Raw genomic sequence first — 14601 nt, 5'->3', positions numbered from 1 at the left:
GGAAAAACAAATATTAGAGGTGAAAAACATGAAGCCTTTAATTAGCATAATTGTGCCTATTTATAAGGTTGAGAATTATTTAAGGAAATGTATTGATTCCATCTTAAACCAAACTTATTCTAACTTGGAAATTATACTAGTTAATGATGGCTGTCCTAATGGTTGTGGAAATATTATAAATGAATATAAGGAAAAGGATTCGAGGGTTATAACAATACATAAAATAAATGAAGGTCAATCTTCGGCCAGAAATGCTGGGTTAGATTTTGCTAAAGGAGAGTATATTGGATTTATTGATCCTGATGATTGGATAGAACCAACTATGTATGAGATTTTGTATCAAAGCCTAATAAAGACGGATGCAGACGTTTCAGTTTGCGGCCGTGGGTCTTTTGAAGAAGAAGGAGGCATGGGGAGTCCGATAATTCCAGAAAGCAAGGAATTTGATTTTAAAACATACTCTAAAATTCAATATATTACTGATAAGTTTTTTTACCCCCATACTGCTTCAACTTGTAATAAGCTATATAAAAGACAAATAATTTTCAACCATAAGTTAAGGTTTAAGGATGTAAAATATGTGGGTAGTGAGGATGCACTTTTTAATTATGCAGTTTTATGTAACGCAAAAAAAATAGTTTCTATAAGTGATGTGCTATATAACGTTTTAGTTAGAAAAGGATCAACTGTAAGAACATTTCAAGAAGGCTATATGGTACGTACATCAAACTTTATTAAATCAATGCATGACTATTCTAAAGAATTTAAAACAATAGACTTATATCGGGCCTCTTACCCGATTATTTTTTTATATTACCAACAGTGGAATATAGAAAGAATTAATGTGCTTACAAATAATAATATTCAAATAATTGCCGATGAGTTAAAGAATGCATCCAGGTTTTATTATTTTAAAAAGAGTTGTTTAAAAATAGCTTTTGACTATAAAATGACAAGAACTATGTTCAAATTAGGATATAAATTGAGAGGAATTCTATTTGTACGTATTTTTATGCTTTTAAGCTATCTAAAACTTTATAATACAGCTGCTTGGATAAGATCCATTAAAGGATTATAAGGATTAGAAAAGAGGTGGAATTGATGAAAAGAAAAATTTTATTTGTAATTAATTCTCTATCTATTGGGGGATCCGAAAAAAGCTTAGTATCTCTCTTAAGCTTAATGGATCTTACTAAATATAGTGTTGATTTATTGATGTTTAAAAAGGGTGGAGAATTCGATAAGTATATACCGCAAGGAATAAATATTTTAGAAGAACCAGGTTATTATCAATTTTTGGGCCAAAAGGAAAATAAAAAAACTTTCCCAATTAAAAATAAAATAACTTACAGGTTATGTCGTGTAACTACAGCATTAAATTTAAGATTAAACTATAAAAAATCCCACAGAATTTCAACTGAACAAGTCCTTTATAAAAGTCAAAAAGTTGCGTTAAATACATTACAGAAGGAATACGATGTTGCTATTGCATACAGTCAAGGTATGCCTACCTATTATGTGGCTGATAAAGTAAATGCAAAGAAGAAAATTGCGTGGATTAATTGCGATTATGTTAATAGTCTGTATGATAAGGACTTAGATTATCAATATTATAAAAAAATAAATGAAATTGTAGTTGTTTCAAAAGCAATTAAAGATTCTATAAAAAGATTAAGGCCCGAATATGAAAAAAAGATGAATTTGATTTTAGATATTGTTAATCCGGATATTATTAAAAAGATGGCAAGACAGGAGACAAATGTATTTAGTGATAAATCAGTAGTTAATATCTTAACAGTCGGTAGATTGATAAGACATTATAAGGGATATGATACTGCTATTAAAGCTGCTAAACTTTTAAAAGATAATAATTATAAATTTAAATGGTATGTAGTTGGGGAAGGTCCCGATAGAAAAGAAATAGAAGAATTAATTAATGAAAATAATATTAAGGAAGAATTTATATTATTAGGTAAAAAGGAAAATCCATATCCATACATGAAGAATTGCGATTTATATGTTCAACCCTCTAAAAAGGAAGGGTTTGGTCTTACTGTAATTGAAGCTAAAATATTAAAAAAGCCAATTGTTTGCACAAATTTTAATACAGTGAATGAATTAATTAATAATGAAATAGATGGTTTAGTTGTCGGACAAAGTGAAGAAATGTTGTATTTAGGTATCAAGAGGTATTTAAATGATATAAACTTTACCAATAAGGTATTGAAAGAACTTTCTATCAAACAACCCTATAGTTCAGTGAAAGAAATAGAGAAGGTTTATGAATTAATTAGTTAAAAAAATTAAGGGAAAAAGAATATGAAAAAAAAAATATTGTTCATGCTTATTAATATGAATGTTGGGGGTACAGAAAAGGCGTTACTTAATATGATTTATGAGATTCCAAAAAGAGACTACGATATTACCCTATTACTGCTTGAGGAATATGGGGGATTCCTACAATCTATACCAAATCATGTAAATATTAAATATTTATACGGATACAAAAGGATTAAAAATTTATTAAATCAGCCTCCACAATTAATAGCACAAAAATATCTCAAAGATGGAAAATTATTAAAGGGGTTTAATTTATTATTGTTGCATCTTATTTCTAAGATTACTAATAAAAGAAACCTATTTTTTAAATATGCTTTAAAGGGACACATTGTTGATACAACCCAATACGATATGGCAATAGCCTATGCAGGTCCAATGGACTTCATAAGCTATTTTGTTATAAACAAAATTAAAGCAAAGAAGAAAGTCCAATGGATCCATTTTGATATTACAAAAATAGGTTTTAACAAAAGTTTTGCTGCTGACATTTACAAAAAGTTTGATAAGATTTTTGTTGTTTCTAATCAGGGAAAAGAAAAATTAACAACTTTATTACCAGACATTAAAGGGAAGGCCGATACCTTTTTTAATGTTCTTTCACTAAAATCTATGGAAGTAATGGCAAACGAAGGAGTTGGATTTAATGCTGACTTTACTGGTATTAGAATTTTAACAGTTGGCAGGCTTACAAAAGAGAAAGGCCAAGATTTAACGATACCGGTATTAGCAAAATTAAAAAGGGACGGATACAACGTAAGATGGTATTGTATTGGCGAGGGAAATGCGAGAATGGAGTATCAAGAACTTATAGAAAAACATCATATTCATGAAGATTTTATTTTATTGGGAGCAAAAACGAATCCCTATCCCTTTTTGAAACAATGTGATCTTTATGTCCAGCCTTCACGGCATGAGGGCTATTGTATTACTTTAGCAGAGGCAAAATATTTTCAAAAGCCAATTATAACCACCAATTTTACAGGAGCCGGCGAACAAATTATTGATCATCATACAGGCCTTATTGTGAATTTTGATGAGGAAGAGTTGTATCAAGCGGTTAAAAAATTATTAGATGACCAAAATTTAAAAGATCAGCTGCAAACAAACCTACAAAATTCAAACTATATTAACCAAACTGAAATTAATAAATTACTTAATCTAGCTTCCGGAGATTAATGTCCTAAGTATTAAATTAAAATACTTGGGACATTTTTTCATACATATTTAAAAGAAGGGGGGATGAATAATGAAGAAGGTGCTTTTTATGCTAAGCAGCATGAATATTGGCGGTGTTGAAAAATCATTACTCTCCCTGCTATCGGAAATGCCTAAAAAAGAATATGATGTAACGATTTTACTTTTAGAAAATAAAGGAGGATTTTTAAACGATCTTCCTAAATGGGTAAAGATTGAAGAAGCAACTTGGTATAAAAAAGTAAAGCCAATCATTATGCAACCACCAAAGCAAACAATAAAAAGCTATATAAAAGATAAAGAATTTATGAAAAGCATTAAATTTGTATTTTCATATTTTATCTCTAAATATTTTAATAACCGATATCTTTATTACAAAAGTGTTGGGAAGGACATCCCTATAAATAGTGATACATACGATATAGCTATTGCTTACCAGGGACCAACAGATATTATTGATTTTTATATAGCTAACAAAGTCAGAGCCCAAAAGAAAATTTCTTGGGTTCATTTTGATATTTCCAAACATATGGTTAATACGAGATTATATCAAAGGCTTTATAGAAAATTTAATAAAATTTATGTTGTATCTAACGAAGCAAGGAATCGTTTGATAGAGCAGATTCCGACAGCAGCGAAAAAAGCTGAAGTTTTTAAGAATATAATACCTGCTAAATTAATTATGGAATTATCCAAGAGGCCTATAAAATTTGATGATCAATTTAATGGTCATAAGATTGTAACTGTTGGAAGATTATCCAAGGAAAAAGGGCAGGATTTAGCGATTAAGGCTTTAGCAAAGCTAAAAATAGAGGGCTATGAAGTTAGATGGTACTGTATTGGCGAGGGAAATAGCAGAAAGGAATATGAATCTTTGATTAAAGAATATAACTTACAAAATGATTTTATATTACTAGGTTCTACTGCTAATCCATATCCTTATATAGCAAAAGCAGATATATATGTTCAAACCTCCAGACATGAGGGATATTGTCTAACTCTGGCTGAAGCGAAATGTTTAGGAAAACCAATTATTACAACAAATTTTATTGGTGCTTATGAGCAATTAATTGATGGATACAATGGGTTTATTGTTAAGTGCGAAGAGGAAGAGTTATATAAAAAGTTAAAATACCTGATTGAAAATCCAGTTCAGAGAAATAAATTTGTTGAGAACCTTACTGTTCAAGACGGAGAAGAATTGAAAATGGTATCTATTTAAGAAGGAAAGGAATTTTTACGTGATGAATCCAAAAATCAGTATTATAGTTCCGGTTTATAAGGTTGAGCCATATATACAAAAATGTGTGGATTCCATATTAGCGCAAACCATGACGGATTTTGAATTAATCCTTATTAATGATGGCTCACCAGATCGGTGTGGGGAGATTTGTGATGAATATGCCAGAAAAGATAAAAGAATAAGGGTGATCCATAAAGAAAATGGGGGTCAGGCGACCGCAAGAAATGCAGGGATAGATATTGCCAGTGGTGATTTTATCGGATTTATTGATAGTGATGATTGGATTGAACCGGATATGTATGAATTACTCTATAACATGTGCGTTGAAAATAATTGCGAAATTGCCAATTGCACAAGCACGATCTACTTTAAAAATAAAACAGTAAAAAATGGAACACATCCACTAACCATTCACAACAAGGAACAAGCTATGAGAACGATGCTGGAGGGGAAATTGTACGATGAGGTGGTCTGGACGAAGTTAATAAAGCGGAGTCTCCTTGATGAAATTAGATTTCCAGTGGGAATTATTTATGAAGATACTGCATTTACATATAAACTCATTCATAAAAGTAATCGGGTTTGTTGTATTGGTGCTCCAAAATATCATTATATAAAAAGGGACGAAAGCACAATGGATCGAGCTATAAAAAAATTAAGGATTGATGGAGTATTAATCTATGATGAAATGTATCAATTTATTGAAAAACATTATCCGGAACTAAGGGATCTAGTAGCTTTAAAGTTGGCAAACAGTGCCATGACCATTTTAAACTTAATTTCATCTCATCCGGAATTTCCACAGTATAAAGAGCAATATCTTAAGGTAACAAAAATTTTAAATAACTATTTTAAAACAACCATAAGGCTAAAAGAATATCCTAAAACAGTAAAAGTATTATTAGCTGCTACAAAAATTCAGCCATACTTTTATAAGTTATTAATGAATTATAGGAGAAAAGTTGTATGAAAGCAATTCTATTAACATTATATTACCAAGTGCTTAAAATCAGCGGAAGTGTTTTAGGAATTTATAATTTTTTAATAAAAAAATTTATTAAGCCGCCAAGAATGTTCATTCTACTGATGAAACATTAAATCGTATCGTTAGTGAAAGGATATCTGTAAGCAGATTTGGTGATGGGGAATTTGCATTAATGAATGGCGAAAGCCTTTTATTTCAACCTTACAATTCTGAGCTGCAATTCCGATTGAGACAAATAATTAAGAGTAAGCAAGAAAAGCATATAGTCTGTATCCCAAATGTATTTAAAAATGTAGATTGGTGTACAGAAAAGTCTAGAAAGTATTGGCTCACCTATCTTAAAGGAAATCGGAGCAAAAAATATAGGATGTTAGATATGAAATAAGAATATTACGATACACAGCTAACACGCTTATATATTGATCAGATAGATAAAGGTAAAACAGGTGAGTGTTTTAAAAAGTTTAAAAAATTGTGGGCAAATAGAGAGGTTGTTATAGTTGAAGGTGCTAAAAGCAGGTTGGGTGTTGGAAATAATTTATTTAACAATACTCGTTCGTTAACAAGAATAATTTGTCCGTCCATTAATGCTTTTACAAAATATAATGAGATTTTGGATGAGGTAAAAAAACAAGATAAATCAAAATTAGTTTTATTGCCTTTGGTCCCACCGCAACAGTCTTATCATTTGACTTAGCTAACTGTGGTTACCAGGCAATTGATATTGGATATATTGATATAGAATATGAATGGTTCTTACAAAAGGCAGAAGAAAAGTCTCCGGTGAAAAATAAATACATTGGTGAGGTGCCGAATGGCACCAATGTGCATGATATTTAAGACCTTTCATACGATAGTCAAATTATTTCAAAAATTATTTAAATGAATTCATAAAAAGGATAAGAATATGCGTATAAACCATTCAATTAAAAATATATTTATTAGCATTTTATCCCAAATTATTATTATATTACTGGGCTTTGTCTCAAGAAAGATTTTTTTAGATAGTCTTGGAACAGATTATTTAGGTATTAATGGGTTATTAACAAATGTTTTGTCCATTATGGCTCTTGTTGAAGGTGGAATTGGCATTAGCATTGTTTATAACCTTTATAAGCCCTTGGCTGAAAACAATCAAAGTAAAATTATAGCGCTTGTACAGTTATATAAAAAGGCATATGGTATCTTAGCGTTAATCATCTTAGTAATAAGTATTGCTTTATTTCCTTTTATGGGCCATTTAATGAAAAATGGAAGTGCGATAGCAAATCTTTCGATTATATACTTTTTATTTGTTGCAAAGAATATGATTTCTTATTTAAATGCTCATAAGTGGTCACTGATTAATGCGGATCAAAGAGGATACGTGTTGGCTAGGATGAATTTACTTTTTCAAATTACAACAGCAGTGGCACGAATCATAATCCTATTAGTTACAAAAAATTATATCCTATATCTGTCAATTGAGCTTTTGGTTTATGTACTTCAGAATATTATCAATGGGAGAATTGTTAATAAAAGATACTCTTATATCAAAACTAACATAAAATATAAAATTGATTCTGATGTAAAGGAAGACCTAGTTAAAAACGTAAAGGCAATGTTTTTGCACAATATAGGAGGATACTTAGTTTTTGGTACTGATAATATCCTAATTTCCTCCTTTATCAGTGTAGCAACTGTAGGTCTATATTCTAACTATACAATGATTACCCAACAACTATCTGCTTTGGTTGGCCCTATATTAGGTGGGATTGGCGCTAGTGTAGGGAATCTCATTGCAACCGAAAGCAATGAAAAAAATTACTCAATATTTAAGGTATCTTACTTGGTTAACTTTTGGATTTATTCATTTTGTGCAATCTTTTTATATAACTTATTAGAACCTTTTATTAGCTGGTGGCTAGGGAAACAGTATCTATTAAATCATTTAGCATTTGTTTTTATTTTAATAAACTTTTATTTAGATGGAATGCGAGCTGCCATTTCAACATTTAAAAATAAAGCAGGATTATTTGTTCAAGATAAATATGCTCCTCTTATTGAGGGAGGAATTAATTTATTATCATCTTTATTTTTGCTAAAGTTTTACGGGTTAGCGGGTATATTTATGGGGACTACGATTAGCACCATTGCAACAGTACTATGGACACAGCCGTTTTTTGTTTATAAACATGTTTTCAAGAAAAAGGCACTCCTATATTTTGTTAAATATGGATATTATGCTATTTTAACAGTTCTTGTATGCTTCATTACAACAGTAGTTTGTAATTCCTTGGTAGCAGGACATAGTTTTTTTGCTTTAATTTTAAGGGGAATTATCTGCTTAATAATCCCTAATTTCATTTATAGTGCTATTTTCTATAAAAGCGCAGAATTTAAATATTTAAAATCTGTTATAAGTAAGATATTTTCTGGTTTTATAGAAAAAAAACTTTCAAAAAAAGTTAAAGCAGTATAACCAAGAAATATTTTAAAAATAATAATGGAAGAGATGGCTTTCCTTGCCTTCTCTTTTTTTTTATCATTTAATGGGAAAATAGTAACAGATTAGGGGTGAGGACATAATGTCTAGATTTATAGGGATGTTCTTTAGAAAGTTTTATTCTTTAATAAATAATTATTATGCATGGAGATACTGGTGTTACTTATATAGAAACATGAAGAATCATATTCCAAGAGAAAAAACCAAAAAAATAAATAGCATGCCGCAATACTTGGATAGGCCAGGGATTGCCTTTTCATTTGATGATAGTTTTAGAATCTATGACTGGTATAAATATGGGAAGGGAATTTTTGAAGATAACAATGTTAAAGTCACCTTTAATATCAATGCATTTCATCATTTTGAGGGAAAACGGGAGCATACTCAAAAGGAAATCGATATGTTATTAGAACTACAATCAAAGGGACATGAAATTGCCCATCATAGTTTTTCTCATAAAAAGGCAACAGAGTATTCAAACAAATTTGGAATGAATGGCTGGATAGAAAATGAAATTGAATCTCTTAACAAATGGATGAAAAGCCAAAGGCATTCCAAAACATTAGAAGGTTTTAAAAGACCAGTAACTTTTGCATTTCCCCACTCTTTATTTAATGAACAATATATCAAAGAATTAGTTCCGAGGTATTTTAAAATTGTCAGAGGCCATCTACATAATGATAACTTAATTTCATTTAATCATAGTGGCTTTGCCCCTTCCATTTGTTTGGATGGATATTATTCGGTTAACCTCTTTTATCTAAAAAAAATGATGAAGTTAGCTAAAAAGACTGGAAGAAATTTAATTTTAACTTGCCATTCAATTTTACCTAAAGAAATTAATTGGGAAGATTATAGTTGGGGAGAAGAATCAAAAAAATCAGGAACTTGGAGAATAACTCCGGAAACCTTACAAGAAATAATTGATCAAGCAAAAAGAATGGGCTTAGCATTTTATACAACATCTGAGATTTCTGGGGTAGCAACATTTATTGATCCGAATTTTGAAAAATATGTCAAGGTATTAATTTCAAATTCAACTGCGAATTGGATTTTAATTGCGGATTTATGTTCTATAAAAGAATTAGATTTGAGCAAAAAAGAAATTTCTAATTTAGATGGAATACAGTACTTTATAAATTTGGAAAAAATAACGTTAGATAGTAATAACTTAACAAATTTTAGACTATTAGATAAATTGCCGAAACTGAAAGAAATAATATACAATTCTGATTTAAATGTAAATGTTATTTAAGAAAGAGCTTAACATGATGTGGGGGGAAACGAATAGTGAATTACAAATTTTTGTTTAAGAAAGGAATTAAAATAACCTATTTTATACTAATTTTATGTTTGTCAGCATACAGCTTTTTAAAACCTTATTATACCTATGATTTAATTCCCTATACTGCTGCTACCATTTCGATAGAACAAAGTAGCAAAGAAAAAATCCATGATGAAACTTTCAAAACTGTAGAAAGTGTCTTACCTAAAGCTGTCTATGATGGTTTTATTTCAGGAGAACTTGGGCAAGAAATGCTGAAAGATAGTGAATCATTTTATCAGCAGTTAAACTACTATAAAGTTAAGCCATTATACATATCTTTAATTTATGTTATTCATAAATTAGGATTTGGGATTGTGACCGCCATTAATATTATTTCTGTTCTTTCTTTTTTAGGTATTTCAATCCTTCTCTTTTTATTTATAAGTAAACTAAATAGGGGTTATCTGGGAATAATTATACTTTCGCTTTTAATGGTTTGTCAGCCCTTTATTTTAATAGCCGGGAGAAACACACCGGACACCTTATCGGCTTTTATTATATTGCTTTCACTGTTTTTAGTGCTAAATAAAAAGTTAAAAATATTACCAGGAGTCCTATTAGCTTTATCTATCGCAATTAGGCCTGATAATTTAATAATTTCTGGTGCTTTATTCCTTTATTTTGGATTATTAGCTCCTAAAGAATATCGTCTGAAATTTTATCAAACGTTGAGTTTTTTAATTTTATCGGCGATTATATATTTTTCAATAAGTATTTTAGAACATTCGTATGGCTGGAAAACACAATTTACAATAAGCTTTCTTCATTTTATAGCTCGGCCTGCGGAAGTTACTGTGCAACTAAGTATGGGTGATTATTTTAGGGTATTAATTTCGAATGGGATTGCTGTATTAAATACGCATATTATTTACTTCATAGCTATGGGCTTGGTTGGTTTGATGGTTACAAATATTAAAAATATAAACGCTGTTTACAGTCATCTGATTGTATTCACTATAGGGGTAATGATTGTTTACTTCTTACTATTTCCTAGCCAGGAAGTCGATCGTTACTTTACTACAGAATACCTATTACTTTTAATTCTTTCCTTACGAATTCTTTGCGATAATGACTTTTTGAAAGTACAACAATGGGGTCAATTAAAAAAGCAGGTTTCATAGTATAGGGGAATTTAGGGAAATTAGCTAAATAAAGTGTAGTGAAAAAAGGAGTAGATAAATCAAATGCTACTCCTTTTTTCTTTTTGGATAAAGGTTTTAAGGGGGGTATTAATTTGTATATAGTAAACGGAAATTCACCGATTTTAACGATTGTTGTACCATGTTATAACGAAGAGGCTGTATTATACGAAACTGCAAAAAGACTTACAGAAGTTGTAGACAACTTAATTATCAAAAACGCTATTTCTTTGAAAAGTTCTATCCTATTTGTCGATGATGGGAGTAAAGATCGGACATGGGGAATTATTGAGGAATTAAATCAAAACAACCAATATGTCAAGGGATTAAAACTTGCCCGAAATGTTGGTCATCAGAATGCATTATTGGCAGGGTTACACACGGCGAGGGAAAATGCTGATTGTGTAATTTCAATTGATGCCGATCTTCAGGATGATGTTAATGCAATTGAAGAATTTATCCAAAAGTATGCAGAAGGTTATGAAGTTGTATATGGAGTTAGAAGACAAAGGAAAACAGATACCTTTTTTAAAAGAAATACTGCACAGACCTTTTACAAAATAATGGGATTTATGGGGGTAAATATAATTTATAATCATGCTGATTATAGGCTACTGAGTAAGCGTGTTTTAACGCACCTTGTTGATTTTAAGGAAACCAATCTTTTCTTGCGTGGGATAATTCCATTGATTGGATTTAAATCAACAAAGGTCTATTATAATAGGAATGAAAGATTTGCAGGAGAATCAAAGTACCCATTAAAAAAGATGCTGGCATTTGCATTCGATGGCATAACTTCATTTAGCATTGCGCCAATTCGAATAATAACTATATTAGGAATTTCCCTATTTATATTAAGTATTTTTACAAGTTTATATACAGTTATTGAAAAAATACTTGGCCATACAATTTCCGGATGGACTTCAATTATGCTTTCAATTTGGTTTATTGGAGGATTTCAACTCATGGGGATTGGATTGATTGGTGAATATATTGGGAAAATCTTCAATGAAGTGAAAAAAAGGCCAAAATATATTATAGATGTCAATCATTTCGAAACAATAGCTAATGAACGAAATGGAGAAAACATATCAAATAATTTTAATGAAGTTCTTAGTAGATAAAACTTGATATTAAAGTAAGTTTTTTCGTTAGGGACTAAATAGGAAAAGGAGATCTTTAATACCAATATACGAGGAGATTTAAATGGAATTAATAAATAATAAGACAATAAATGAAAAAAGAAATGGCCTTGTTAATGTTCCTATATTAATTGATAAGGTATATGTATTATTCTTTTTTTTAATCGTCGTAATATATTCAGTTAACCTATTTTACAACTTAGGGCAAAGTATAAATGACTTTGATGAAGGTAGACATGGTGTTAGTGCTTACGAAATGGTAAAAAGCGGAAATTATATAGGGAACACTTATGATTATAAAACTGATTATTGGAACTTGAAGCCACCTTTAAGTTTTTGGACCATTGCAATAGGATATAAATTAGTTGGATTTACTCCATTTGGATTAAGAATAGGTTCAGCAATTTTCGCATTAATTACAATTATAATCATTGGTCTGTATACTAGATATAAACATGACTCTCTATCTTCAATAATCTCTATGATGGCATTATCAACTAGTATTCAGTATTTACTAATTCATGGAGCAAGAACAGGTGATGCAGATTCTCTTTTTATCATGTTTTTTACTACTGCAATAATAAGTATGCTCTTATCAGATATAAGTTTAAAGTGGTTATATTTAACTGGTTTATCTTTCTCATTGGCCTTTTTAACAAAAAGTTGGCATGCAGGTTGTATACCCATAATTTTATTCGTTTATTTAGTCGTAACTGGGAAATTAACAAAGTTGAAATTAAAAAATTGGTTTCTTTTATTCATTGCGGCACTAGTTCCCATCCTTATTTGGGGCTTTATTAGATTCCAATATGATGGATGGACCTTTTTTCAAAAAATGATTACATACGACCTATTAAAACGAGGTTCTTCTGCTATTGAGGGACATAAAGAAGGAAAACTATTCTATCTTGAATGCTTATTAAGACCTGAGTATAGATATTGGTTAGTTTTTCTATTATTATTGTTAACCTTTTCTTTTAAAAGCCAAATGAGAAATTTGTTATCTGAGCGGAGAAACTCAATACTTGGTATATTGTTATGGATATTTATTCCTATATTACTCTTTTCATGTGCTTCTACTAAGCTTGATTGGTATATACTTCCCATATTTCCTCCCCTTTCAATACTAATTGGAATATTAGGGGGGCAAATAATAAAAAATTATAGTCAAATTTATAAATTAATTATAATAGCAATCACTTTACTATGCTTTTCTTATTATGAACTTGCTATAATAAAATCTATTTCAATCCCAACACAAGACAATATTCAGAGTACTTTATACTTTTTAGGGGAAGATAAAGTTGAAAGCAATTCTAAAATTATTTACAGTTTCCCTGAATGGACTCAAGATAATACACTGGCTGCTAAATTATATGGTAATTTACACCCTTCAAGCGGAGGGATTCACTCCTTTATAAAAAATGAAAATTCCTTATTACTTATCCCAAAAAATAAATTAGATAATATCCCCAAACAAATTGGTTACAGGGTCATTAAGAATTTTAAGAATATAGTTATTATTGAACATTAAAAAATACTATTTGTGTCAACCTTTTTGAAAAAAACTATATTCAGACCACTAAGGATTTTATCTGTTTATTAGTGGAAATAGGGGGGGGGGGAAACAGCCTCATTTGCTCCAGCAACAAAAGTAACTTTTAACAAAGTGTTAGCTTGTACTAATAGAGATGGGGTTGAAAGAATTATGAAGAGGGAAATATTGCTTTTTTAATGATAGGTATCTTTAATACATTAGTAGGTCTATCTAGTGTATATTTTATTTTTAATATAATTGGATTAAGCTATTGGCCAGCAACTTTTTTAGGAAATGGCATTGGAATGTTAGTAAGTTACAAATTAAATAAAAAGTTTACCTTTCGAAGTAAAAAAAAGGAGTTAAAAGTTTATTGAAATTTCTTGCGGTAGTTATTGCGTGCTATTATGGGTCTTATTGGCTTAGTTTTCATGTTTCAAAACTTATTTTGCCAATGTTTATAAATACGCCCAAAATGATTGGAAACTTATCAATTCTTATAGGAGCGGGTCTTTACACAATAACAAATTTCTTAGGACAAAAATTTTTTGTATTTAACAGTATGTATCTCTAAAAGTGAAAAAATTATGAAATCCATTAGGGCTTTGAAAAAAGGTTATTATTTCGGGCTTTTTGGAGAGAAGCCTCTTTGACTTTTGGCAATGAATATGGATATTTCTTAGGATCGAATCGTGTTTTTTAAATTATTATATTAGGGAAAATTATTTACTTTCAGGATTCTCTATTAAAACAAGTGAACAATTTAAAATTGAAGAAAAAAAGCCGTCTATATTTGGAGGGAAATTATGCTTTCAATTTCTTTAAGTTTTTACGAATTTTGCGTAATCTTAATTCACAGTTTTCCTGTTAAGGGGGAAATTGAGTTAGGTATTAATGTACTTTCTAGATTTGCTGCTCCTTTTTTCTTTTCAACTGCGGGATTTTTCTTTAGTGAGTGAGAAAATAACAAATGGAAAATTTCCGATTAATTATCTTAAAAAGCATGAACAATTGGGGGGGATCCTCATTACCTAAAATATATAATTCGTTTATTTATATTTAATTTATTAAACCTTTTTATCTTTTACACGGGAATGAATTCTTTATAGGGAAATATATTTGTATCTTTTTTATTCCTTAACAATTTTGGTTGTTACCGAACTTATAATTTTATTCAATATGCCGAGAGTATAACAAAAAGTTATTAAA

The 14601-nt window shown here is 29.9% G+C and carries 13 protein-coding genes and 1 pseudogene; all 14 read left to right on the top strand.

From position 1 onward, the window contains the following. Positions 1-28 precede the first annotated feature (28 nt). Positions 29-1078, top strand: a complete 1050-nt coding sequence (locus tag BIV60_RS24070) for a glycosyltransferase (RefSeq protein WP_071358246.1) — start codon at positions 29-31, stop codon at positions 1076-1078. Positions 1079-1101: 23 nt separating this feature from the next. Next, the gene (locus BIV60_RS24065) at positions 1102-2298 is read left to right on the top strand and encodes a glycosyltransferase (protein ID WP_071358245.1); all 1197 of its coding nucleotides are present in this window, start codon (positions 1102-1104) and stop codon (positions 2296-2298) included. A 21-nt stretch (positions 2299-2319) separates the two neighbouring features. After that, positions 2320-3516, top strand: a complete 1197-nt coding sequence (locus BIV60_RS24060; RefSeq protein WP_071358244.1) for a glycosyltransferase — start codon at positions 2320-2322, stop codon at positions 3514-3516. Positions 3517-3586: 70 nt separating this feature from the next. Then, complete coding sequence (locus tag BIV60_RS24055) at positions 3587-4756, top strand: glycosyltransferase (protein WP_071358243.1); 1170 nt, start codon at positions 3587-3589, stop codon at positions 4754-4756. A gap of 22 nt (positions 4757-4778) precedes the next feature. Beyond that, positions 4779-5747: a glycosyltransferase family 2 protein gene (locus tag BIV60_RS24050; protein ID WP_071358242.1), complete on the top strand. Its 969-nt coding sequence runs from the start codon at positions 4779-4781 to the stop codon at positions 5745-5747. After that, entirely contained in the window at positions 5744-5875 is a 132-nt protein-coding gene (locus tag BIV60_RS30620; RefSeq protein ID WP_256218530.1) for a hypothetical protein, read from the top strand. The genes BIV60_RS24050 and BIV60_RS30620 overlap by 4 nt, the downstream gene beginning before the upstream one ends. 59 nt (positions 5876-5934) lie before the next feature. Then, positions 5935-6602 (top strand): annotated as a pseudogene (locus BIV60_RS30615) (GT-D fold domain-containing glycosyltransferase). Positions 6603-6669: 67 nt separating this feature from the next. After that, complete coding sequence (locus BIV60_RS24040; protein ID WP_071358241.1) at positions 6670-8223, top strand: lipopolysaccharide biosynthesis protein; 1554 nt, start codon at positions 6670-6672, stop codon at positions 8221-8223. A 106-nt stretch (positions 8224-8329) separates the two neighbouring features. Beyond that, positions 8330-9502, top strand: coding sequence for a polysaccharide deacetylase family protein (locus BIV60_RS24035; RefSeq protein WP_141770541.1), 1173 nt, complete (start codon positions 8330-8332; stop codon positions 9500-9502). Positions 9503-9537: 35 nt separating this feature from the next. Continuing rightward, a complete protein-coding gene (locus BIV60_RS24030) occupies positions 9538-10695 on the top strand; it encodes a hypothetical protein (RefSeq protein WP_071358239.1) in 1158 nt (385 codons plus the stop codon). Positions 10696-10808: 113 nt separating this feature from the next. Further along, a complete protein-coding gene (locus BIV60_RS24025) occupies positions 10809-11837 on the top strand; it encodes a glycosyltransferase family 2 protein (protein WP_256218529.1) in 1029 nt (342 codons plus the stop codon). Positions 11838-11919: 82 nt separating this feature from the next. Further along, positions 11920-13389: an ArnT family glycosyltransferase gene (locus BIV60_RS24020; protein WP_071358238.1), complete on the top strand. Its 1470-nt coding sequence runs from the start codon at positions 11920-11922 to the stop codon at positions 13387-13389. A gap of 200 nt (positions 13390-13589) precedes the next feature. Further along, positions 13590-13769, top strand: coding sequence for a GtrA family protein (locus BIV60_RS30605; RefSeq protein WP_256218528.1), 180 nt, complete (start codon positions 13590-13592; stop codon positions 13767-13769). Positions 13770-14198: 429 nt separating this feature from the next. Beyond that, complete coding sequence (locus BIV60_RS29900) at positions 14199-14351, top strand: hypothetical protein (protein WP_177177388.1); 153 nt, start codon at positions 14199-14201, stop codon at positions 14349-14351. Positions 14352-14601: the final 250 nt, after the last annotated feature.

The sequence above is a fragment of the Bacillus sp. MUM 116 genome (genome assembly GCF_001866655.1).
GTDB lineage: Bacteria > Bacillota > Bacilli > Bacillales > Cytobacillaceae > Neobacillus.
This window is presented reverse-complemented; position numbering and strand designations above follow the sequence as displayed.